The 22,485-nt window shown below is 61.5% G+C and carries 22 protein-coding genes; 2 read left to right on the forward strand and 20 right to left on the reverse strand.

Features of this window, described 5'->3' with window-relative positions; all coding sequences use genetic code 11:
- Positions 1–69: 69 nt before the first annotated feature.
- The 20 genes from AC5Y36_RS07735 to AC5Y36_RS07830 all read right to left on the reverse strand — a co-directional run bounded on the left by AC5Y36_RS07735 (position 70) and on the right by AC5Y36_RS07830 (position 20,633).
- Complete coding sequence (locus AC5Y36_RS07735) at positions 70–1,530, reverse strand: aldehyde dehydrogenase family protein (protein WP_500040280.1); 1,461 nt, start codon at positions 1,528–1,530, stop codon at positions 70–72.
- Positions 1,531–2,538: 1,008 nt separating this feature from the next.
- On the reverse strand, positions 2,539–2,886 hold the full coding sequence (locus AC5Y36_RS07740) for a hypothetical protein (RefSeq protein WP_500040281.1): 348 nt from the start codon (positions 2,884–2,886) through the stop codon (positions 2,539–2,541).
- A 70-nt stretch (positions 2,887–2,956) separates the two neighbouring features.
- Complete coding sequence (locus tag AC5Y36_RS07745) at positions 2,957–3,346, reverse strand: hypothetical protein (protein WP_500040282.1); 390 nt, start codon at positions 3,344–3,346, stop codon at positions 2,957–2,959.
- Between the two features lie 142 nt (positions 3,347–3,488).
- Positions 3,489–4,091: a hypothetical protein gene (locus tag AC5Y36_RS07750; RefSeq protein WP_500040283.1), complete on the reverse strand. Its 603-nt coding sequence runs from the start codon at positions 4,089–4,091 to the stop codon at positions 3,489–3,491.
- A gap of 128 nt (positions 4,092–4,219) precedes the next feature.
- Positions 4,220–4,852 carry a hypothetical protein gene (locus AC5Y36_RS07755; protein WP_500040284.1) on the reverse strand — a complete coding sequence of 211 codons (633 nt, stop codon included), beginning with the start codon at positions 4,850–4,852 and terminating at the stop codon, positions 4,220–4,222.
- Positions 4,853–4,898: 46 nt separating this feature from the next.
- Complete coding sequence (locus AC5Y36_RS07760) at positions 4,899–5,900, reverse strand: MlaD family protein (RefSeq protein WP_500040285.1); 1,002 nt, start codon at positions 5,898–5,900, stop codon at positions 4,899–4,901.
- The gene (locus AC5Y36_RS07765) at positions 5,897–6,886 is read right to left on the reverse strand and encodes an MlaD family protein (RefSeq protein ID WP_500040286.1); all 990 of its coding nucleotides are present in this window, start codon (positions 6,884–6,886) and stop codon (positions 5,897–5,899) included. The genes AC5Y36_RS07760 and AC5Y36_RS07765 overlap by 4 nt, the downstream gene beginning before the upstream one ends.
- Positions 6,883–7,974 carry an MlaD family protein gene (locus AC5Y36_RS07770; protein ID WP_500040287.1) on the reverse strand — a complete coding sequence of 364 codons (1,092 nt, stop codon included), beginning with the start codon at positions 7,972–7,974 and terminating at the stop codon, positions 6,883–6,885. The genes AC5Y36_RS07765 and AC5Y36_RS07770 overlap by 4 nt, the downstream gene beginning before the upstream one ends.
- Entirely contained in the window at positions 7,974–8,942 is a 969-nt protein-coding gene (locus tag AC5Y36_RS07775) for an MlaD family protein (protein ID WP_500040288.1), read from the reverse strand. Before AC5Y36_RS07775 ends, AC5Y36_RS07770 begins: the two co-directional genes overlap by 1 nt.
- Positions 8,930–9,928 (reverse strand): MlaD family protein, encoded by a 999-nt coding sequence (locus AC5Y36_RS07780; RefSeq protein ID WP_500040289.1) that lies wholly within the window; start codon positions 9,926–9,928, stop codon positions 8,930–8,932. Before AC5Y36_RS07780 ends, AC5Y36_RS07775 begins: the two co-directional genes overlap by 13 nt.
- Positions 9,925–10,914 carry an MlaD family protein gene (locus AC5Y36_RS07785; RefSeq protein WP_500040290.1) on the reverse strand — a complete coding sequence of 330 codons (990 nt, stop codon included), beginning with the start codon at positions 10,912–10,914 and terminating at the stop codon, positions 9,925–9,927. The genes AC5Y36_RS07780 and AC5Y36_RS07785 overlap by 4 nt, the downstream gene beginning before the upstream one ends.
- Positions 10,915–10,964: 50 nt before the next feature.
- On the reverse strand, positions 10,965–11,834 hold the full coding sequence (locus tag AC5Y36_RS07790; RefSeq protein WP_500040379.1) for an MlaE family ABC transporter permease: 870 nt from the start codon (positions 11,832–11,834) through the stop codon (positions 10,965–10,967).
- Positions 11,828–12,688 (reverse strand): ABC transporter permease, encoded by an 861-nt coding sequence (locus AC5Y36_RS07795; protein WP_500040291.1) that lies wholly within the window; start codon positions 12,686–12,688, stop codon positions 11,828–11,830. The genes AC5Y36_RS07790 and AC5Y36_RS07795 overlap by 7 nt, the downstream gene beginning before the upstream one ends.
- Positions 12,685–13,224, reverse strand: a complete 540-nt coding sequence (locus AC5Y36_RS07800) for an aldehyde dehydrogenase family protein (RefSeq protein WP_500040292.1) — start codon at positions 13,222–13,224, stop codon at positions 12,685–12,687. The genes AC5Y36_RS07795 and AC5Y36_RS07800 overlap by 4 nt, the downstream gene beginning before the upstream one ends.
- Positions 13,225–13,348: 124 nt before the next feature.
- Positions 13,349–14,974 (reverse strand): sigma-54-dependent Fis family transcriptional regulator, encoded by a 1,626-nt coding sequence (locus AC5Y36_RS07805; protein WP_500040293.1) that lies wholly within the window; start codon positions 14,972–14,974, stop codon positions 13,349–13,351.
- Between the two features lie 405 nt (positions 14,975–15,379).
- Positions 15,380–16,165: a nuclear transport factor 2-like protein gene (locus AC5Y36_RS07810; RefSeq protein WP_500040294.1), complete on the reverse strand. Its 786-nt coding sequence runs from the start codon at positions 16,163–16,165 to the stop codon at positions 15,380–15,382.
- Positions 16,166–16,209: 44 nt separating this feature from the next.
- Entirely contained in the window at positions 16,210–17,676 is a 1,467-nt protein-coding gene (locus tag AC5Y36_RS07815; RefSeq protein ID WP_500040295.1) for a cytochrome P450, read from the reverse strand.
- 106 nt (positions 17,677–17,782) lie between these two features.
- Positions 17,783–19,180 (reverse strand): cytochrome P450, encoded by a 1,398-nt coding sequence (locus AC5Y36_RS07820; RefSeq protein WP_500040296.1) that lies wholly within the window; start codon positions 19,178–19,180, stop codon positions 17,783–17,785.
- Positions 19,181–19,284: 104 nt separating this feature from the next.
- A complete protein-coding gene (locus AC5Y36_RS07825; RefSeq protein ID WP_500040297.1) occupies positions 19,285–19,893 on the reverse strand; it encodes a hypothetical protein in 609 nt (202 codons plus the stop codon).
- A gap of 290 nt (positions 19,894–20,183) precedes the next feature.
- The gene (locus tag AC5Y36_RS07830) at positions 20,184–20,633 is read right to left on the reverse strand and encodes an SRPBCC family protein (RefSeq protein ID WP_500040298.1); all 450 of its coding nucleotides are present in this window, start codon (positions 20,631–20,633) and stop codon (positions 20,184–20,186) included.
- 129 nt (positions 20,634–20,762) lie between these two features.
- Here AC5Y36_RS07830 and AC5Y36_RS07835 point away from each other — a divergent pair, with 129 nt between their 5' ends.
- Both AC5Y36_RS07835 and AC5Y36_RS07840 read left to right on the forward strand, forming a co-directional pair.
- Positions 20,763–20,978 (forward strand): ferredoxin, encoded by a 216-nt coding sequence (locus tag AC5Y36_RS07835; protein ID WP_500040299.1) that lies wholly within the window; start codon positions 20,763–20,765, stop codon positions 20,976–20,978.
- A 69-nt stretch (positions 20,979–21,047) separates the two neighbouring features.
- Complete coding sequence (locus AC5Y36_RS07840) at positions 21,048–22,439, forward strand: FAD-dependent oxidoreductase (RefSeq protein ID WP_500040300.1); 1,392 nt, start codon at positions 21,048–21,050, stop codon at positions 22,437–22,439.
- Positions 22,440–22,485: the final 46 nt, after the last annotated feature.

Raw genomic sequence — 22,485 nt, forward strand, 5'->3', positions numbered from 1 at the left:
CGGCATAGGCAAGGATCTCACCGGGACCGACGGTAGGCTCATACGCTGGCGGCGAAGCCCCCGCTGCCGTCATGCCACGACGTCCGGGGCTTTGTTGAGGGTGATGGTCTGGTGGTTGGTGTACTCAGCGAGACCATGCAACGAATTCTCCGCGCCGATACCGGACTGTTTGTGCCCACCGAAAACCTGGTACGGCGAGTACTGGTGAACTTCGTTGAGCCACACGGTACCGGCTTCAAGTTGCTGCCCGATGCGCTGCACCGCCTCGATGTCCGCCCCCCACACGCTGGCCCCCAAACCCCAGGGGGTGTTGTTGGCGCGGGCGATCACATCGCGCTCGTCCGACCAGCGCAACAAGGGCAGGATCGGGCCGAACGGCTCCTCTGTCACTAGCCTGGAGTCCTCCGGCGGGTTGTCAACCAGCGTGACAGGGACGAACCAGCCTTCCTGCTGCTCGTCGATGTGACCACCGAGCGCGAAGGTGTAGCCGTTGGCGGCGCAGTCGTCGAAATAATTGGACACCTTTCGGTATTGCGGCTCGTTCTGGATGGGCCCGAGGTCGGTATCGGCGTCGGCACCATTGCCGACCTTGACGGTTCGTGCGTAAGCGACCAATTCGTCGCGAACGGCCTCGTAAACGATGTCGTGGATGTAGAGCCGCTTGGTGGCGTTGCAGAACTGGGCACTGTTCTGAAACGCCGCCCAAAACAGCTGCGGAGCAACCTTCTTCGGGTCAACATCACCAAGCACGATGGCCGGGTCGTTGCCACCGAGCTCCAGCGTGATCCGTTTGAGGTTGCCCGCCGCCGACCGCATGACGTGCTTACCGGTCTCGGTGCTACCCGTGAACGCAATTTTCGCGATACCGGGATGCGCCGTCATCCATTGACCGAGCTCGTCCTCCCCCGACACGGCACTGAGCACCCCGGGCGGAAGGAGATCCTGCATCGCCTGCACAAACTTCAGATCGCATAGCGGCGTATACGGAGATGGCTTGACGATGACCGTGTTTCCCGCCACCAACGCCGGCGCGATCTTCCACACCGCGAGCAGAAGCGGAAAGTTCCACGGCACGATCGCGCCGATGACGCCGAGTGGCGTGTGGCGGCTGATGACGCGGCGTGTAGGCCCGTCTTCCAGCAGTTCTTCCGGCAGCGACTGTTTGGCAATTTCCTGCAGCCAGCTCACGCAACCCAGCACTTCCCACTCGGCGCCGGCGCGCGGCTTACCCTGCTCTGCGGTCAGCAACGCCATGAACTCCTCGGCCAGGGTCGCCAAGCGGTCCGCCACCGATGACACCACGGCCTGCCGCTGTTCAACCGGTGTCCTCGACCACCCCACAAACGCACCGCTTGCCGCGGCAACCGCCTCATCCAACTGCGCCCTCGATGCTACCGGTACCCGCGCAATCACCTGCTTGGTCGCCGGGTTATACACAGACGCAAAGTCACTGGCGGTCGCAGGCTGACCGTCGATAGTCATGACAAAATCGGCATCCACGCCGACCACAACAGCGGACCCAACTGTCATCGGGCACTCCTCAACTCGAGCGTTCTCCGGGCATGATCACTCCCCCATCCTCCAGCCGGCCACGACCCGTGAACTGTCCGGATTCTGAACACGCGGTGACCCATCCCCATCCCCCAGTGAACTCATCCGCACATCGCGCATCGGCCCGGCCTCGCCAGCAGGCCGGCTCACGCGGCTATCCGGTACCGCCGCAGACGTGAATACGGCAGCATCGGGCTCGCGATCCCCCAGAGCGCAGGCCGCCTTCGGCTTGTTACCACCGGCAGAGAACCCGCTCTGGCCAACAAGTCAGACGGGTGAACGATCGAGGTTAGGCGCTCCGACAACGATCGGGAGGTACCTTGTTAGGCGAAGCGCGATATCAAGCAGGCTGTGGCCGACTTGCGCGCTGGCCGAGTGGTCAAGGCGGTGCTCTGTTGGTAGTTGGCGATTAGCTCGTGATCACACCGCCGTCAATTCAGCCACGTCGCGGTGGGGGTAATGAAGAACCGGAGATGCCCTCGCTCACAGTACATGCTGCCATCCTGAACCGTGCCGTCCTGCGTTGTAGAGCAGGTGGTCCCATCAAACATCACAGAGTTATGCGGTGGTAGTACCCGCTCGGCTTGGCCGGGCGGCCACCGGACGCCCACCGACGGGTCGTAATGCACCCTCCAATCGCCGCGGAAATTGCCGATCCGACTAGTTCCAGGGGGCGCGCCAGGAATGTTTCCAGCGCAGCCAAAACTTCCGCCGGGCCAAATTCCACAGTTCAGGCCCGAGGTGGAGAGAAACCATATCCCCGGACTGCCCAGGATCCTGAACTCATCCGGGCTCAGTATGGGGTAGCGGCTGACGTCGGGATATGGGCTGGGCTCGCGATCTGCTGGATCTGCCAGTGCTGGCGTGGCAGAGCCCAGTGTCACTCCGGTCAGCACGGCAATGAGGACTGGCCGGCACCATTTCACTGAGCGCGCCGCGCAATCGTTTCCCGACAGTGCCCGTGGTAGGCGTCTGCGCGGCCGGCACCTACGAGGTGTGTGGCGTGCTGCCGTAGCATGTCGCGTCGCCCACATCGAGTGTGCTTTCACATAAGACCTTTCCATGCACATAGATACGAACCGTGACCCAACTGCCCGGCTTCGCGTCGGGCCGCCAATCGGCGCGCACTTGCGCACCATCTCGCCATGGGTCGCGCGCCCTGAGGACTGTCGCATCGATTCGCCACGGCAGCGGAACCCGCTCTAACGCCTTGCGTTCAGAATGATCGAAGTACTCGACGTTGGCTGCGGAGATCTTTTCTGAAACGATCTCATAGGTCACGGTATCGTCGGCGCGGGCGTCCGGAGCCGTAACCGTGGCAACGATTCCGATCATCGCGGCAATCGGTGTGACCAATAGGCGAGTCGGGAGATGTCCCAAGACTTGAATTGCGCGCATGATTCCTCTACGGACCCGCCAGCACCGCCGACGCTAACGTGTAGCCGGTCGACGAATTCGCCAGCATCGCCACGCCAAAGTCCGTGTAACAGTCAGGCTTTGCCGCGACCCCCTCTAACAGCACATACTTTATGGCTGCCGCCTCAGTCCCGTGCCCCTGGAGAATACGTCCTTTGCTGCCGCTGTAGCCAAATCGACGTAACTCCGGAACGGGATCGTCGTTGATCGGCAGAGCCCTGGCCGTGTGGTCAAGGTAATCGCTGGTCGACCGAACCACGGATTCGGCGGCCTGCGCGGCAGCCGCGTTGTAGTGCAGCGGCCCACACGACGTTATGTTGGACAGTGCCGCCACGCCATCTCGCAAGCTGGCTATCGGATCGGCCAGCGCACGGGGCATCGTGAGGACACCGATGACACACACGATCCCGATCAGACCTACCCGCACACTCCAGGGCCAACACTGATATTGTCGCGTCTGGCACAACCAGCGCCTACGGCGCTGTGCCCGTCGGCATTTCATCAACTCAAGCCCTCATCCCCTACTGGCATACATGCGAACGGTTGATCCTGGTTCCCCAGCGCTTTACTCGTTGCACCGACGGCCCTGTAACCCAGTCGGGCTGATGACTTTTGATTCCGGCGCTTACGTTGGAAAGGTGCTGCCACAGCAGATAGAAGCTCTCGGCTTCGTAGAGAGGAAAGTACACGTCGCCGGCGAAGTCTGTGGTCTGCGTGAGCGCCTGGACGCGGGGCGCGAGGAAATCTTCCGTCTGGTCGATATTTGTGGTGACGATATCGACCTGCTGCTGAATACCGTCGCTGCTGTAGTCCCAGTCGCTACCCGAGCCCGTGATGACACCCGGTCCGTTAGGTGTGATCCGATTGAACTGTACTCTGTCGATTTGGCGTATCAGTATGTCGTATTGAGCGTTGTACCATTGGCACATCTCCCGCTCCGCGGTGACGTCAGCGTCGGTGACGCTTCCCCTGGTTTGATCGTAAGGAAATGGGAACTTCGGCGCCCAGTTCGAGGGCGTTGGCGTGATCACGGGCAACGGCTGGATTAACTCACTATCGGAGGGGGGGTCCGCCGTGGACGCCGGCCCGACCACGACAGCTGTCGCAGACAAGGCAACCACCATGCATGATGAGGCCACACCCACACGCCGAGGTCGTGCGCACTGAGACGTCGCCGCCTTGAACCGGGTCGGCACAGCTGGCTGCGCCACCGTGTGAGCTCTTCGAACGCGCAGGCCGAACATCCGCGCACCTATTTCTGATTGACCACGGTGCCGATGCCACCGACATCGCTGATTTGCCAGTCGTTGTTGCTTTCGATCGTGACACTGTATGTAGCCGTCGACTGCAATCCTTCAGGCGCCTGAACGGTTTTCGTGACAACGCCCACGAAACAGTCGACGGTGTAGACCCCTGCTGTTTCGGATCGAACTTTCGCGGCGAGCGGTTGGGCTGTCGAATCCCACTGCAGCGGGACCAGGATCTGTTCCATCGAGGTCGCCGCCTTGGTCAACTTGTCTTTCAATTCGGGGGTGGTGCCCTCAACCAGTTTGATCTTCCAGCCGCTGAGGTCTTGATAGTTCATTGCCGCGGCGTTCACCGCGTAGTCGAGGGCGGCCTGCTCGGCACGCGCGTGATCTCGCGCCAGGCGGGACTGAGCGTCGAGTGTCTTCTGCGCATCCACATATAACCACGTCGTCACCGCCACAGCGGCGAGCAGGACGCCGATCACCATCGTGATCACCAGGCTCCGCACGGACACTGACAGCCGACGCGGCCCCGGCGCCGCCGTCTTCGACTCGCTCACTGCTGCGGGTGCCCCCGAATCGACCTCCGCCAATTCGGCTTCTGCATCTTTTCGCGCTTCGTCAATCACGGTTCCCATCTCCGGAATCTCCCTCCTGGTTTCAACATGAGTGTTGCGCATCTGCTCAGTTCTGCGGGATGCTCACGTGGAGCGTGATCGCGCCGCTGTCGGGTACCGCCGCCAGCACGTTGGCCAGAATCTGACCGCTATCGAAATTCATCAAAGCTCCCGAGATCCCTTGGAGCTTGGGTAAAAACGCCTGCCCGAAGACCTTGATGTCGGGACTGGTCGAGTCTAGGAAATTCTGCAATCTGTCGAAGAGCCCGAGGGCCAGATCGATCGCGATCTTCAGGTCGCCGTATCCATCTGGCGTGTTCTCTGGATGCGGGTCATACTTGAGCCCCCGTAACGCGTCGTTGACAGCGGAAGCAACCACCAGGCGAAACACTGCGGCGGTCCCCGCCATGGTTGTCGCGACAGACGACAAAACCGGGTTTATCCACTCGGAGCTACGTAAGAAACTCTGGAAGTTACCGAGCAGTTCCTGGCCGCGGCCCTGCATGTCCGCGGCGATGTTACGCAGCAGCAGCGCGGTACGGGACAGGTTAGGTAGCACACCCCCCGCGTCCGGCAGGGCGGTATCGACTTCGCTGATGATTCGCTGAAACGGGCCAGGTTCCAGCTGCTGAAGGATTCGCACCACGCTTGCAATGAACTGCGAGATCGAGGGTTGCTGTATAACCGACTCAGCTGCAAGGTGCTGGCCGTCGCGCAACATCGGCCCATCGCCAGTTCGTGGGAACAACCCGATGTATGACTCGCCGAGCGCGGACAGGTTGTCCAGCCGCACGTCGGTGGCTGCTGGGATGTGAAAGCGGTCATCGATGTAGAAGTGAATGGTTGCCCCGCCGGCCGTCGCGTCGATCGCGCTGACCTTTCCTACCGGCACGCCCCGTAGTAGCACATTGGACCCTGGTACCAAACTATTGGCGTCGGATACGGTCATCGAGATATTGGTCCGGTCTGCGGGCATTCCTGTTCGGATGCCCTGCACTCTCAGATATCCGATTGCCACTGCGATGATGACGGCGAAGACGAGGAATGAAAAGACCACTCGCGCATTCATGGTGTCGCTCCCAGGATTCGGAGGACATCGTGGACGTTGTCTGATAGTTCACGCCCGTCGGGGGCGATAATCGAGGTGATATTGATCGCCGGATATTTATCCTGAGGGAGAAATGTATCAGTGAACAACCGACGCCAGGCAGGCCACTCGTCCTCGAAGGCCCACTTGGAATGTTGGACCGCCCCCATGGCATCACTCAACGAATTCAGCAAAGGCAGTGCCCAGTATCCACCGTTGTATACCATCCCAGTTTTATTGAATGTGACGTTGATGTACGTGAGAACCGTAGTGATCCGTTTCCAATCGGCCATGCCGGCCGGCGAGAACCATTTGACATAGTCGGGAATATGGGTATGCGCGAGTTCCACCGTGGCGGACAGGTTGTGCAGCCAGGCGTCGACTAGCTCCATGTTGTTCGCGAGATCCGAGATATCGGCGCCAAGTTGGGTGGAGATTTTGTGTATCTGGTCACGCCCGGGCATTATCCGGTTGAGGTTGATGATGGACCGCTGTGCCCGCTCGATTGACCCGCTCGTCACAAACGTCGCGAGATTGGCTATGGTGTCTTCGAGCTCAGGAGGGGCGGTCGTGTTCACGAGCGGAATTCGCCCCCCCGGCCCGAGCGGAGGTGCCGGCGCCTCGGCGGGAGCACGGGCCAGGGAGACATAGATATCGCCGAGCACAGTAGCCTGTTGCAGCACGGCCCGAGCATTCGATGGCACCCGTATCGCCGGGTTGATCCGCGTTGTCACCTCGACGAAATCGCGTTTATTGACAACGGTGGCAACTGTCCCAATCTTGGTACCGTCTAACATCACCCTTGCGTGGTCGGGCAGATTCAGCACATTGGCGAATTCGACGATAATGTCGAATCCGCTAGGATTTCCCTTGCCGGGTAGAGGCAATCTTTCGGCTGTCAACGTCGTGCACGACGAGACGATGCACGTGCACAATATGAGTACCAGAAGCCGAGCAGCGCGACTCATCGACTAGCCTCCGTTAGCACATACTGCAGTAGCGCAACGTCGACGGCGTAGGGTTGGCCTGCCACATCGGCGCAACTTCCCGGCGTTGCTGCGTTCATTATTCCGCACATCGCGAGGCCGTCCGGAGTGCGGATGCGATACAGCGGCGGGCGATACGAGATACTAAATTGGCGATTATTGAAGTGGTTGGCCAGTGTATTAATCCACCACGGTACTGGATTCAAAAGATCGGCCAGCCATGTCGCGTGCGGGCTCATTTTTCTGAGCGCAACGGCGGCCGTGTCAAGCGTGATCTGAATCTCGTCTCCGAGGTATAGTTGCAGGTCCACCAGGATTGGCAGGATCCGATCGAGCGGCTTCAGAATGCGATCACCGCCGTCAAGCGTTGTGACGATGTTAGGGCCAATCTGCTGAAGATCGACAAGGACTTGTTTAAGCAGCGGGCCATTGTCCTTCATCCATGATGTCAATTGCGCGAAGTCCGTGATAATCGACCCGATGTCGCTGATCGCCGCGTCGGGATGGTCGAGGAGCGCCGACGACGTCCTGAATAGCTCATTGATGCCCGTGCCGGTGTTGCGCAACGATTGATCGAGCCCGTTGACCGCATCACCGACGTTGGTCGACCCCTCGGGTGAGATAGCGTTGATCAAATTGGTCGCTGTCCCGATCACCTGCGAGAGGCTCTTGGGGGTCGATGCCCTGCTCAGTGGAATGCATTGGCCTGACGGCAATGCGGGTCCGGAGCTGTAGTTGCCGACGAGTTCGAGCGATCGGTCGGCGAGCAGTGACGGTGATCTGATGACCGCTTGGACTTCGGCGGGTAGTTTCCGGTTGGCGGTGATGGTGAAGTCGACGCGAACGGCCGCCGCAGCGGGAGTGATCGTTGTGACGGACCCGATGGGGTAACCCATCTGCGTCACCGGATTCTTGACGTAGAGACCTATGCTGTCCGGCAACAATACGCAATACTGCGCGGCATTTCGATCGGCGGACAGTGTACATGATGTTGCGGCCGCCGCCGCCGCGATTCCCACCAGCACGCTGACGACAGCCCGCCCGGCCCGGTTTCCCACTGAGAGGGCCATCAGCACGAGGCTCCTGGTACCGGGAAGCAGAGGTCGGTGGCCAGTAACTCCGGTGGCGCATTTTGGGCGTCGGCAACGCGCTCAATCCAGTTCCGCAGCCGCCGCAGCGCCCGAACCACTAGTCCGTTGCGCGCAGACCACATCCGTGCCTTCTCCTGCCAGTTCCGTACCTTTTCGAGAAACACATCGCGGTGCCCCGCATAGAAGTTGCCCACCGCGGTCAATCGGTCGAGGACATCGCCCAGACCGGCTATGGCAGCCGCGAGGCCGTTACCGTATACCGTCAGAGCTTCCTCGAATATTGCAATCTTTCGCAGCGTCTCTTGAAGTCGATCACGGTAGTTGGCGATGCTCACGATGTATTCCTCGGACATGTCGAGGATTGACGTTAACTGGCCGCGCTGCCGCCCGATCGCCGAAACCACGGCGTTCCCAGCGTCGACGAGGGCCTTTAAAGTGTCGGCGTTGTTTCCCCTCAATCCGCGTTGCAACTCGTTCAGCGATTGATTGATCGGCGCTGCATCGAGGCCCTCGGTCACCTCCGTCGAGTCGGCAAGGGATCGCGCCAAGCTGTAGGGCATCTTCACCCGCGCGGCGGGAATCGCGTTGGTGCCGAGTGGATTGCTGCCCAGCGACACGATGTTCACGTAGTATCCGCCAATCACAGTCAACATACGTACTTGCACCTGGGATTGATCACCGACGAATGCCTGCCGGTCCACCGCGGCACGCACCCGCACCTGGCTTGGTTCGATGGATAGGTCCTTCACTTTGCCGACAGGTATGCCGGCGATCCGGACGCTAATACCGGGACGGATCGATGCCGCGTCGTCGGTGTAGAAGGTAACGATGTTCTGACCTGGCGGACTGACATAGAGCAAACCGGCCACCAGCGCTACAACCGTTGCCGCGGCGAGCCCGCCGACGCCCCATAAAACCGGATTCCGGAGCACCTTCACCGATTGCATATCATCACCCGTCGCCCATTCAGCAGTATGTCGACGTCGGCTGGTAACTGTGCGCGTCCTCGTGAACATGGCAAGGGTGCCCCGGCAGGAGAAGGGGGCGGGATGTTTTCCCACATGACCGGAATCAGCTTGAATGCGTCGGTCAAGTCGTCAAAGTTAGTGAAGGCACGATCGAACCCCTCATCGATATCGCCTCCGGGTGTTAGGCCCATGTTGTTTAGGAGCTGAACGACGTTGCTCGTGAATCTGGGGCCGTATAGATCGGCTTTTCTCAATTCATCCAATGTTTGGAGGACGGCATCGCTGGCCGTGTCCACCAGCTTTAAGAGTTCGATAACGTCTTTTGAATGCCCGCCCATGGCGTCCGCGATGTCGGAGAGATTGCGCACTAATGAGGTGATGACCTGTTGCCGGTCGGAAACGAATCGGGTGAGCTTGTGCATGCTGTCGAGGAACTGCTCCAGTCCGCCATCACCTGACAGGAGCGCAGCGGCATTCGCCGTGAAGGTATTGATATCGTTGGGGCTGAGAGTGGCGAGCACCGGTTCCAGTCCGTTGAACAAGGCAGTGATATCAAACGACGGTTGAGTCATCGCGGTCGAAGCGTGTGCCATAACGTGCACTGTCGGATCATCTTGCGATGGGTGGATCACGTCGATATATCGAAGCCCAGTGAGTGCCTGGTATTTGATCGCAAGCCGCGTTGTTTGCACGACACCGTAGCGCTGGTCGAGTGTGAACGAGACCGACGCGACGCTGCTGCCGTCGAGTCGGAGGAGGTCGACGGCGGTCACTTTCCCGACTCGAATTCCACGCACCCGCACGTCTGCACCAGTGTGCAACCCGGCGGCGTCGGTAAAATCCGCGGTGTAGGCACGTGTCGGGGCCGCCATCGGCGCTTTTATGGTATTGGAAATCAGCACAAATACAACACCGGCTGCAGCTGCGGTAAGAACGATTTTCCATAATGCTCCACGCGGCTTCATCGGGACCCCCCAGCAAATCCCAGGGGAGCTGCTATGCCGGGAAGCTCGTCCAGCACAATTTGAACCTGAAGAGCGCTCTGCTCGGGCGTGCCACCCCACATCTTCTCGAACCGTGAGCGCAGCTCGACAATCGTCTCCGTAACGCCCTCGGGACTGATCAATGGGGGGACCACGTCGGTCAACGACTTGACGGCGGTTACCATCGGAAGGAGTTCGTCGATGTGGCTGCCCTCCAGCCTGCCGACTCTGCCGAACACGATGTCTATCACGTCTGAAACCAAAGGGACTACCCGTCCCTCCACTAACGTCGGAGGGTATGGAATGAGCGCATTATCGACCACCATTGCATTCCCGAGATCTGTCGCGGAGTTCGTAGCTGGAGGCAATTCAGCACTGTTGCCCGTGGCGTTTACAAGAAGCTGTGCCGTAGATACGGTTTGGACATTGGCGATCGCGTTCGCCGTAATCACCATCGTCTCTATCAGAGGGTTCAGCCCATCGGAATACTGAGTCACCCGCTTGATAACTCCGATGAGTTGCGGTGTTAGTACGCCGCCGGACAACTCATTGATATGCGACATCAATGCTTGCATACTAAAATTACCGTTGGGCACGGTGGTGATTGCCATCCCATCCCGCAACGCATTGCCGCCTGTACCCGCGGTTAGGTTAACCGCGCTTACACCGAAATAGTTGGCTGGCCGAAAATCAATGCTGACAGTGTCGGTTAGCCCCTCGGTCGGTTTTCTGTCCAGTTCGGTGTCGAGCCGAAGACCTCCCTCCGACAAACTGACGACACGTGTTACCTGGCCCACCTGGACGCCGTGCATCATGACCGCGGTGCCCTTACCCACGCCGGGGGCGGCGTATGCGGCGTTGAACGCCACGACAAGGCGGTCGTTGGTTCCGCCGCTGAATGGGTGGAACGCCGCCGTCAACCCGACCAGCGCAGCGCAGAACACAAATACGGCGCCGACGAGAGTCAACGTCCGTGTCTCAGATTCTGCAGTAGCCCGCAATAACACGCCTGTCCGCCCTATCCCGTGAATACGAAGGTCGGCTTTAGACCCCACAGTATGACCGTGGTTACGAAATCGAGGGTCATGATCGCGACGAGGCTTGCCCGTACGGCGCGGCCGGAAGCAATACCTACCCCCACAGGGCCGCCCGAAGCGAAGTAGCCGTAGTAGCTGTGTATCAGAATTACTGCCGCGCAGAAGACAGTCGCTTTGATAACGGAGTAGGTAAGGTCGCTAAGTGTTAGAAACTGGACGAAATAATGGTGGTAGGTGCCGCCGGGTTCGTGGTGAAGTCTTGCGATCATGGCGTCTGAGATAAAGAAACTCGTCACCAACGTCAAGGAGTAGCCCGGGACTATGCACACGAGGCCGGCCACCAGTCGGGTGCCGACGACAAACGGTATCGACCGTAGGCCCAGGGCTTCGGTGGCGTCGATCTCCTCCGCGATGCGCATCGAACCGACTTCGGCGGTGATACGACATCCGACCTGCGTTGTGAACGCGATACCGGCCACCAGTGGCACCATTTCGCGCACGTTTGCCAAGCCGCCCACGATCCCCGAAAGCGCACCGAAGCCGATCAGGTTCAGGATTGCATACGCCTCGATGGCCACCGAGGCGCCTACCGCAACGCCGAGGATCAGCAAGACGCTGATCACGCCGCCGTCGACGATGATGGACCCTCGGCCCCAGGCGAGATTGTTCATCTCCTTCAAGGTGTGACGGCGATATTTACGGAAGACAAGGGGCAGCAGGTAGAGTGTTTGCCCGATAAAAACCAACCATTGACCTAGTGTGCGAAACAGATTCCGAGCCGGCTGTACCCTCAGTAGTCGGGCCCCGAAATCCAGCGACGGGGCCGCGACACGAGGTGATGTCGTCACGATATCTCCATCGGGGCGAACATCGTCTGCAATTGCGTTATCCCCACGTTAGCGATGGCAATGCACACGACACTGAGCACCACCGAGGCGTTCACGGCGTCCGCCACACCGCGGGGGCCCCCTTTCGCCTCAACGCCACGAAGCGACGCCACAATCGCCACTATCGCCGCAAACACCAGCGACTTGCCAATAGCGAACCAAACATCCACCATCCTCGCGAACGTCCCAAATGACATCCAGAAGCCGCCAGGCGTCACGTCGAGCACCATCACCGACAGAAGGTAGGACGCCAGCGCGGACGTCCCGATGATGAATGTGCACAACATCGGCGCGACTAGGAGCAGCGCAAGGAACCGCGGCACGATGAGATGCCGCACCAGGTTGACGCCGAGCGTCCGCAATGCATCGAGTTCCTCACGGATCGCGCGTGCCCCGAAATCCGACGCGACTGCCGATGCCGCCGCTCCACCCATCAGCAGGCCCGCCGTGATGGGCGCGCCCTGCCGGACCACACCGACCCCGCTGGCCGCGCCAACGAGCGAGCTTGCGCCCACTTGGTTGATGAGGCCAGCCGACTGAGTCGATATCAGCGCACCGAACGGGACGGCCATGAGTAATGCCGGGACCACCATCACCTTTGTCAAAACCCATGCTTGCGTGACGGTTTCGCTGATTCGTAGCCGCAGCAGAATGGCGTCGACAACTGTCCAACGTACGATGCTCGCCGCGAGCAGCAGCCCGCGCCCCGTAGTGGCCGCACTCTGCACCGGAATCCTGCCCAACCGTGACACAATGCCGCGACTGCTGAGCTCAACCGCCTTTAGCCACGGTCGCCCACCGAGGCGATGTGTCGTCATACGACGACGCCTCCCCGCGCGCGCCATCCACAGCAGAGTCCCCGTGACTGGTTATCGTTGCATGTGGAGTGTGGCTTCATACAGCTAGTTCCCCCGTGGCCCGTTACCGCAGGTAGCGGTATGAAAATTCTTGTGCTGGACCGCCCGTCATCGACCGATTGGGCGATGCTATCGCGGGCCGCTGCGTTGCGGACGCAATTCAATATTCCGGCGACTACGTCCACGACTGCGCTTCCAAACGGTCGCCCAGCGACGCCACCTACGGCCTGCCGCTGTTGAAGCAGTGTCCTCGACCACCCCGCAAACGCACCTCTGGCCGCGGCAACCGCCGCATCCAACTGCGTCCTCGACGCTACCGGTACCCGCGCAATCATCTGCTCGGTTTGACGGGCTGTATACAAGCGCAAAATCCCTCCCGGTCGCAGCCTGCGCGCCACATAGTCATGACAAAATCGCCATCCACACCGACCACAACGGCGTACCCAACTGTCATCGGGCACTCCACCAACTCGGGTGTCCTCCAGGCATGACCACACCTACATCGTCAGGCCGACCGCAGCCCGCGAACTGTTCGGATTCTGAACACGCCCCGACAGTCACCGCACCTCTAGTGAGTTCATCCCACACCGCGCACCAGCCCGGCCTCGCCAACAGGCCGGCTCACCCGGCTATCCGGTACCGCCGCAATCGCGCATACAGCGTCGTCCGCGCGATCCCCAGAGCGCATGCCGCCTTCAGCTTGTTACCACCGGCAGCAGTCAAGGCAGCCTGGATCGCGGATCGTTCGGCTACCTCGATCGGCGTCAGCCCCGCAACCACGGCACACCGGTACGCAGCAGGCAAGTCCTCGACACGAATGTCCCCACAGGTTCGGCCCCGAGCAGCGAACGCGAGCACCCTACGAAGCTCCGCCACATTGCCCGGCCACGGATTAGCCGCCAACACCTCCACCGCAGACGAGGTTAAGCGCAAGCAAGACTGCGGATCCAGGTCGTGGAGAACATCGGCTGCGAGCCCGGTGAACTGATGCCGGTATTCCCGGACCGCACGGAGTTTGCGACGGTCAGCGGCCGTCGCAGCCAGAGCCGCCTGCTCACTTGTCAGCACGTCGATGGGTGAGCTCGTAAGTACAACGATGGTTTTCGCACACCGGACCAACGGCGTCAACGCTGCGGCCACCCGCGCGGACAGCGACTGGAGGTCGTCAATCAGCACCGGTCTGGTGCCGCTGAGCGCGGTGCTCGCCGTCCCCAACCACCGGTCTTCCGCGGCGGCCTCATGCCCGTGGAGCACCACCGGGTCCCCGCCAGCGGCCACCCTGCCCTGAGTCGAGCGGCCCGTGCCAGGCTCGCCCACGATCAAAAGCACTCCCGATGTGTCCGCCGACTCGCGATCAAACTGTACGGGCGCCGGTTTGCTCCCCTGGCCATTGTCGATGGGTTTCAACTCGAAGCAGACGCCGCCGTCGGTGTCGGAAACGCGCTGTCCCGTGATAGTCATCGTATGACCAGATGCCAATTGCAACTCGGTGCGCAATGCCCCCCGATCGGGAACCTCGGCGGCAAGCGCACGCAAGCTCGCGTGGTCCGCACTGCGTATCCAATCGGTTGCGACTCGATTGCATAGCACCAGGTTCTCGCCGATGACGACCACCGGATGACGCATGCCAAACGAAAGTTGTTGAAACGCCCGCAACAGTCGCTGATCGGATTGGCGTTTTCCCTCCAGCAACCGCTGCCCGATATCACGCGTGGCGGCCAAGAGATACGGCCGCAACAAGGGATGGGTTTCGCCCGCTGGCCCCGAGATATCGAGTACACCCGCAATCCGACGTGTCAGCGGGTCCACGATCGGGGCACCGACGCAACAGAACACCCGCATCGCTTCGAGAAAGTGTTCATCACCCGTCACCGCAACCGGCCGTTGAATTTCATACGCGGTCGCCAGCGCGTTCGTCCCGGTGAACTCCTCGTCATACCTCGAACCGGGTGCCGCCAGCACACGATCCAGCGCATTGGCGACCTGCCGTTCCCCCACCCGTCGGTCCACGATCCGGGCTCGATGATCCGCCAACAACACAGAGAAACACGTATCCATCAGGTCGGCGGCCATGCGTTCCAATACCGGACCCGCCGCAACAGCGAGCCTGCTGGCTCGATCGACGTGTGACAACTCCACGTCTTCCCGTACCGGTGCCGTTGGGTCGAGGCCGTACAGAGTGGCGCGGTGCCACGCCTGCGCGATCTCGGGCCGACGCTCCGCGTCAGCAGACAAAGGGCGCAACATACGCTACAGTATATATTCATTCTGTTTCGGCACAAGGTGCCGCTGTCTGGCCCCTTCCACGTTCAGCATCTGGACAGTCGAGGTGAGTCCTCGATGCTCAGGATGAGGCCAACAACGACGAGTCGCGGTCAGTCAGTCGTGAGGACGGCGATGGCTTATCAGAACGCGCAATTGCTGACCGCGCTCATCTTGCAGCGTTACCGGATTCGTCTCCGGCCGGGCTGGACACCCTCGCACAAGCAAACGGGGTCCATCACCATCAAAGGCGGTGTTCCGTACACCATCACACGTCGGTGATACACCCTCGGGCGGGTTCGAATTCGCGAACTCGTCGAGAATGGGTTTGGGTCATCCGCTCCAGCACCGTGCCCATCACCTGCACCCCGACCTGCAGGAAAGCCTGCATTATCGAAGGTCCGCAGTCAGGGGGCGTACTTCTGGGCCCCGCCACGACGGTCGAAGCTTCTGAATAATCGTCACCAGCCGGCCAGCGGTCTTCTGGCGCATGCCATGGATCGGCCGGAACGGAAATAACTGGCCAAACGATGTGAAGTCGCCGTCGGTGTCTATGCGGGAGATCAACCAGCCGCGCGCAGGATCACGCACCAGGTTGTAACGGTCCACTCCGACTGTATTGATGGCACGCCAGGGAGCGAACTTCAGCGTGGCGATTAGCCGCCAGGGCACCGTGACGCGGACCTGACCGTCCAGAAAGTCGAAAAGCGGCAGCGCCTTCTGTGATGCATCCTGCGGATAGAAGACCATATCCGGGAAGATCTTAAACAAGATGGCGTACACGTCGATCAATTCGCGTTTTGTTGCGACGTAGTCAATGCCACCGCCGGACGGGTCGGCATAAACCAGATCGTCGGTTACGCAGTCCCGAATGCCCTCGACTGATCGAAGCTCCCACGCGTGAAACCACTTGCACAGGAAGTCGGTCAGGCCTTGGGCCGGGAAACCTGCATCCGCATACATTTCTTCCTGCCGCGCGATCTTGGCGAAAAAGTCGTCCATCAGGGCGATGTAAGGGCGGTGCGCTTGGGAGTAGCGACCCGGCACCGTTCCGGGCCATGTGTACTCAGCGCGGTAGCTGCCACCGGAACGAGCAGCGTTGCGACTTTTCATAGGTGCTGCGGTCTTGCTGGTGCCGGATGTTATGTCCTGGACGTTCTCGGATGCGGTGGTCACGATAGTTCTGCTTTCTGCCGGTTGGTGTCTTGATGGGATGTGGGTCATCGGCGGGTGATGGTGGCGGGAAAGCCTCCCTTGATGGGTACGGAGGTTGCCGCGACGGGACGGGGCTCCCATCCGGGCAGACGGTGGACTTCGTATCGCTGCAAGATCAGCGCGGTCAGGAACGCCGCGTTCATATAAGCCATAGCCATTCCGACGCACTGGTGCGGTCCCGCACCAAACGGGATGAACGCTGTCTTCGGCCGCGCCTTGACCTGCGTCTCGTCCGCGAAATGTCGAGGATCGAAAACATTCGGGTTTGCCCACCAGCGCGGGTCACGGTGGACCGCCGTGAAACTCCAGCCGATCGTGGTTCCCTTCGGAATGTTGAATCCCGCCAAGGTCGTGTCGACCTTGGCCCAGCGCGGAAAGAACGGGTTGCCCTGAAGTCGCTGCGCTTCGTCGAAGCACGCACGGGTCCAGGTCAAGCGGTCGACGTCCGCCGCCGTAGGCAGTGTCCCGCCGAGACCATCAACCTCGCTGTAGAGCTTGGCTTGGGCCTCCGGGTTCGTCGGCAGCAGTGCCAGCATCCACGACATCGCCGCCACGACGGTGTCGTATCCGGCAATGATGATCCCCGTCGTGTCGTGGATCATATCCTTGCGGGGCAGCGGCGTACCGTCCTTCAGCTGACCCTCGACGATCACTTGTAACAGGTCGCGGTGCTCGGAGCGGTCGGCCTTGCGGGCTTCTATCAGACCGGCGACCTCTCGTTCCATGCGACGGAACGAACGGACCAGGTTTGGTCGACCGGGTATCGGTAGCAGATCGGTGGGAGGCCGCAGCCAAAACCCTGCTGCCGGAGCCGATAGGGATAAGCTCAGATCCTGGTGGTAGCGGTCGAACTGTTCGTCGGTGATCGACATCGAGAACATTGCCCGTAGAAACGCCGGCAGGGTGAGCCGCGCCAACTCATACTCTATGTCGACCACCTTGCCGGTGTCGGCGAAGTGCTCCCACCGCTGCAGCCTCGTCGCGAACTCGTCGACGATCGGTTCGGCCAACCCGCTCAGGTACCGCTTGCCGAACATCGGCGAGATGATGCCCCGACGCTCGGTATACCGCTGCCCATCCAAGAACGGGAATGGCATACCCGCGATGCGCTCGAGCCAACCTGGCCACCCTGGCCAACCAAACCGCTCGCCTCGGTCGTACAAGACTTCCAGCACCAGATCGGGATGAGTTACCACCACTAAGTCCCACAACGGCATTGGAACCCGGAAGATATCGCCGTACTTGCGCTGGCAGCTGAGCACATAGTCGAAAGGATCCTTCATGTACCGGGGTACATCTCCGACGACGGGCAGCCCTTGTGGTCCGGGCATGCGGCGGTCGACGCCACGGCGGGCGAGCAACGGTGCCCTGGTCAGCCGCAGCAGATCCCGGCCTCCCGTGGATTCCGTGATCCGGACTTCGGCCGAAGGCGATCCGGCGAATGGGCATTCTGAGCCGGCGGTTGCGGTCACGCGGTCCTCCTCCTTGCATCGAGTGAACGATGACGCTGCCAGGCCCGCCATCTCAGGCGAGGGTCAGTTACACGGCGCACGCCATGCTCCGCCTTTACCCGGCTGCTCATCGACGCGTGATCGTGCATGGCACACCGCCTTTGATCGTGACCGACTGGGTGGCCTTATGTTTAGGCGTCCACCCAGGGCGGAGATGGATCCGGTAGCGCTGCAGGATCAGCGCGGTGAGCAGTTGCCCGTTCTGATACGCCATCGCCATACCGACACATTGATGCGGGCCGGTGCCGAACGGGATGAACGCGGTGTTCGGTCGCGCCCGGACTTGGTCGGTGTCGAAATGAGTGGGATCGAAGGCCTCGGGCCGCGCCCACCAACGCGGATCTCGGTGCAGGGCAGTCATGCACGCGCCGATCAGCGTGCCTTTCGGGATACGGAACCCGGCGAGTTCGTTCTCGCCCTTCGAATACCGGGGGTTGAACGGGTGGCCCTGCAGCCGTTGGGCTTCGTCGAAGCACTGCTTGGCCCAGGTGAGCTCGTCCAAGCGCCCAGCTGGTGTTGCTCCGCCGAGCGCATCCACCTCATTGTAAAGCCGTTGCTGTGCTTCTGGATTAGTAGGAAGCAAGGAGAACATCCAAGACATCGCGGCAGTCACCGTGTCGTATCCCGCGACGATGATTCCTATCGTGTCGAAAATCATATCGCGCCGATCCAGCGGGCTGCCGTCGTTGAGCCGCGCGTCGACGATTACCTGGAGCAGGTCCTTGCGTTTGGTCGGGCTTGAATTGCGCCCGTCGAGTATTCCGGCGATGTTCTTGATAGTTCGGACGACGGAGGCTGGGAGGCTGGTGACCCCCGGTATCGGGAACAGGTTCGGTGGGCGCCTGGTCCATGTTGCCGATGCGAACGCAGCGAGGATCTCCCGCAAGTCTCGATCGTAGGTTGCGAGGGCATCGTCCGTTGGCATGGTGGAGAACATGTTCCGCAGAAATGCGGGCAACAGGATTTTTCCGAGTTCGTGCTCGAGGTCTATTTCCTTGCCGGTGTCGGCGAATGCCTCCCAAGGGTCGAGGCGTACGGTCATCTCGTCGACGAACTCGTCGGCCAGGGTCGTGAGGTAACGCTTGCCGAACATCGGCGTGTAGAGGTTTCGCCGCTCCTTGTACGCGTCGCCGTCCAGCAGCGGCAACCCGAGTCCGGTCCTTCTTCGCAGGAACTGGGGGTAGGGCGGGGTGCCCCACTTCTCACCGCGGTCGTGAAAGACCTGCCGAACCAGGTCGGGGTGATTGATGATCACGAAGTCGTATCCGGGCACCGGAACCCGAAACACATCGCCATATTTTTTCGCGGCCTCATGCAGATATGCGAAGGGGTCCCGAATCAGCTGGGGCGCAACACCCGCAACGGGCAAACCGGTGGGGCCGGGGATTCGCGGGTCAGGACCGTGCCGCCACGTCGCGATCGGCGCCCGTGTCAGTCGGAAGACGTCGCCGCGACCGGTCGCCACAGTGGTGCGGACGGCTGGATCGGATGCGGCGGCGTGGCCAGGCCACGGGCACGCGGATGCCGCGCTAGACATGACATCTCCTCTGATAGACGGACCGGAGCCGGTCACCGGGTTTCGTGCGTCATGGCCGGCACGCGGGGTCCGCGCAGGGCCGGGATAACCTTCTGTGCAGCGCGGAACAGGAACTGCACGGTCTTCTGCTTGGGCGCCCGGATCGGTATGGGCAGCAGCTGTCCGAGGGCGCCGAGTAGGTCGACGTCGGTGTCGATGCGGGCGATCAGCCAGCCGCGTTGCGGGTCGCGAACCAGGTTGTAGCGGTCCACACCGACAACGTCGATAGTGCGGAGTGCCAGCCGGAACCGCCCAATCGCGCGCCAGGGCACTGTGATCCGCACGTTGCCGTCGAGGAAGTCGAAGTACGGCAGCGTGCGGATGGTGTCATCCTGGGGATAGAACACCAGATCGGGGCAGAGCCGAAACGCCAAATGGTAGAGGTCGAACTCGGTCTGGCCGGCGGCCCAGTCGCGGCTGCTGATAGTGGGATCGGCGTAGACCATCGTGTCGGCCATGCAGTCACGCAGCAGCACAACCGAGCGCTGTTCCCAGGCGTCGAACCACTTGGCCAGGAAGTCGGTGAGCCCGTCGGCGGGAAGGCCAAGGGACGCGTAGAGCTGTTCCTGGGAACGGACTTTGGCGAAGTAGCCATCTATCAACGCGATATGGGCCTGGTGCTCTGCGGAATATTGCTCCGACCTAGTGACCAGAACAGGCGCAGCGGGGGCGGGTGCGGGTGTCCGGCGCGTGGTCTTGCGCGTGGCCGTCGTGCGTGCAACGGAAGTCACGTGGTTTCTCCTTCGAGCGGTAATGGCAGGTGATGTTGGCCCGGTCGGACGAAGCACTTCACACGGCGCGGTCGTACGGGGACCTCCTGTCGCCTCAATAACATGATGCTACATCCTAGACATAAGTTGTAGCGTCTGACAACAGCCGTTTGGAAGGCCTCTCAGCGACGGTGGTTGGCGAGTTGCTCCCGCAGTTTGGACTCGGTGTACCTGATCCCAGGTTCAAGCAAAGAGTCGATAACCTTCGCCAGTGCCCGACCGGTGAGGCTGTTTGAGATCTGATACCCGAGTTCGGCTGAGACCACGGTGCCGCCCATGTCGGTCGGGGTGAACCGCCAGGTAGTGACTCCGGTGATGGGCCCGCGGTCCAGGGTCAGCGCGATCAACCGGTTTACGTCGTAGTCGCTGACATGCCCCTGAGCCCTGAATCTGACCGGCCCCAGCTTCAGCGATCCCTCGACCTCCGAGCCCAGTTTCGGCTCCGCCGGTCCTACCGGACGGAATTCCTGCATTCCGAAGACGAACTTCGGAAAGTTATCGAAATCGTCGACGTAGCGGAAGCAGACATCTGCCGGCACGTCGAGCTCGATCAAGTGGGCGATGTGGTGCATAGGCTCCCTCCCCGGCGGCCCGGCAGACGCTTGTGCATGACCTTGACACAACCGATCATTTGAACGCTACACTACAGACAGTAGTTGTAGTCACTGACTACCCATGTTGCGCTGGAGGTTCTGATGCGAGTGCGTGCCGATCCGGACATCTGTTTCGCGTCCGGCCTGTGTGTGCAGCTGGCATCGGCCGTGTTCGATTCGGATGCGCAAGGGATCGTCACGCTGCGTGACGCTATGGATGACGATCAATCGGCCATCGTGCCCGGCGAATTCGCCGACGCCGTGCGCGAGGCCGCGCTGGCGTGCCCCTCGGGCGCGATCACGATCCACGAGGCCCCGAACTGATCGGACCCAGGCGAGTCCGAGCACTCGCGCAGGCGCATACCAGCGCGTCGTAAAGATGTGGAGTCACTTGTGGTCAACCAGCGCAACAGCAACCGCCGCGATGTGATCGTGGTCGGAGCCGGTCTCGCGGGGCTCGGCGCCGCGCGGGATCTGAGCCGACGCGGCCTGTCGGTCCTCGTGCTGGAAAGGGAATGCACCGCCGGCGGGCGAGCTCGAACCGATCCCTGGGGCGATGCGCGAGTCGAGCTGGGAGCCTGGTACGTGGCACCCGGCTACCGGCGCGTGATGCGACTGCTCGCCGAGCTGGGTATGAGCGACGAGGCCAAACCCAGCGATCCCGGACTCGGTTACGCGGTCCGCGACGGCGCCGCCTGGCGTTACATCGATGCGCTGGATGGGCGATCGATCCTGCGCGCGCTGCGACCCGGCGACCTGCGCAAGCTCCTGGGCGCTGTGCGACTTGCGGTTCCCGCGCTCCGCTCGATACGCCGACTGCCGTCCATCGAAGCCGCGGACGTCAGCGGTGCTGTCGCCTTCGACCACGTCAACGTTGCCAACCTGCTGGGACCGTTGCGGGAGGTGCTCGGTGCGGTTGCCGAAATGTATATCGGCTACGACCTTGACGACCTCAGCGGGTCGTTCCTGGCCGCGGTGACGATCGGCGTTATGCGTGGGGAGCTGGGACGGGGTCCGAGCTACCAACCGATGGTACTGGACCGGGGCACCGGGTCGCTGACCCAGGCGATCGCGGCCGACTTGGATGTCGAAGTCGGCACCAATGTCGAATCGGTGACGACCGATGGCATTGGTGTTCGGATCGAGGCGACAGACAGCCGTGGCAGGAACCGCGGGTATGAAGCCGACTGCGTCGTGCTTGCCACGCCGGCAGACCTCACCGCCCGGATCTGGCGCGATGCGCCCGCCGGGTTGGGCGCCTTTCTTTCCTCGGTCAGATACACCCAGACCAGCCACCTGTACCTGCGGCTGCGCGAGGCGTATCGGCACGTCAACCCTCACGGTGTGCGCGTCGGCGAGGTCGTGCCGCGCAGGCAGCGCAATGGTCGCCTCCCCTTCGGGGCGCTGCACATGGACTGGGCGGTGAAATCCGGAGGGCTGCTTGTTACCGGCGAATCCGCATCCGACCACCATATCGGATTGCCGGTGCACGGTGATGCGCTCGCCCAACGCCTCGAGGAACAGATGTACGAACTCCAGCCGCGGCTGCGCGGACAAGTCACCGACCGCCGGCTGGTGGAAATCGAGCGCTATGTACCGGTATTCGAACCCGGCTACACCCGACGGCTGGTGGATGTGCGCCGAGCTCTCAAACCCGGACCGGTCGACATCGCGGGCGACTACCTCAACGCGCCCATCCTCGAAGGTGCGCTGGCTTCAGGGCAGGCCGCCGCCGCACGGGCCGCGAGCTACCTCATGGGGATGCCTGAACCCGCGCAGGCGTGAACCCGCTCTAAGTTTGAGATGTCGGGTGCGCCCATCGTGCGCGTGC

This window comes from Mycobacterium sp. NGS50, assembly GCF_059812545.1.

What these genes read in the sequence shown, in the direction of transcription:
- AC5Y36_RS07735 (WP_500040280.1), bottom strand. Translation starts at nt 1,530, where the DNA reads ATGACAGTTGGGTCCGCTGTTGTGGTCGGCGTGGATGCCGATTTTGTC.
- AC5Y36_RS07740 (WP_500040281.1), bottom strand. Translation starts at nt 2,886, where the DNA reads ATGATCGGAATCGTTGCCACGGTTACGGCTCCGGACGCCCGCGCCGAC.
- AC5Y36_RS07745 (WP_500040282.1), bottom strand. Translation starts at nt 3,346, where the DNA reads ATGCCCCGTGCGCTGGCCGATCCGATAGCCAGCTTGCGAGATGGCGTG.
- AC5Y36_RS07750 (WP_500040283.1), bottom strand. Translation starts at nt 4,091, where the DNA reads ATGGTGGTTGCCTTGTCTGCGACAGCTGTCGTGGTCGGGCCGGCGTCC.
- AC5Y36_RS07755 (WP_500040284.1), bottom strand. Translation starts at nt 4,852, where the DNA reads ATGGGAACCGTGATTGACGAAGCGCGAAAAGATGCAGAAGCCGAATTG.
- AC5Y36_RS07760 (WP_500040285.1), bottom strand. Translation starts at nt 5,900, where the DNA reads ATGAATGCGCGAGTGGTCTTTTCATTCCTCGTCTTCGCCGTCATCATC.
- AC5Y36_RS07765 (WP_500040286.1), bottom strand. Translation starts at nt 6,886, where the DNA reads ATGAGTCGCGCTGCTCGGCTTCTGGTACTCATATTGTGCACGTGCATC.
- AC5Y36_RS07770 (WP_500040287.1), bottom strand. Translation starts at nt 7,974, where the DNA reads ATGGCCCTCTCAGTGGGAAACCGGGCCGGGCGGGCTGTCGTCAGCGTG.
- AC5Y36_RS07775 (WP_500040288.1), bottom strand. Translation starts at nt 8,942, where the DNA reads ATGCAATCGGTGAAGGTGCTCCGGAATCCGGTTTTATGGGGCGTCGGC.
- AC5Y36_RS07780 (WP_500040289.1), bottom strand. Translation starts at nt 9,928, where the DNA reads ATGAAGCCGCGTGGAGCATTATGGAAAATCGTTCTTACCGCAGCTGCA.
- AC5Y36_RS07795 (WP_500040291.1), bottom strand. Translation starts at nt 12,688, where the DNA reads ATGACGACACATCGCCTCGGTGGGCGACCGTGGCTAAAGGCGGTTGAG.
- AC5Y36_RS07805 (WP_500040293.1), bottom strand. Translation starts at nt 14,974, where the DNA reads ATGTTGCGCCCTTTGTCTGCTGACGCGGAGCGTCGGCCCGAGATCGCG.
- AC5Y36_RS07830 (WP_500040298.1), bottom strand. Translation starts at nt 20,633, where the DNA reads ATGCACCACATCGCCCACTTGATCGAGCTCGACGTGCCGGCAGATGTC.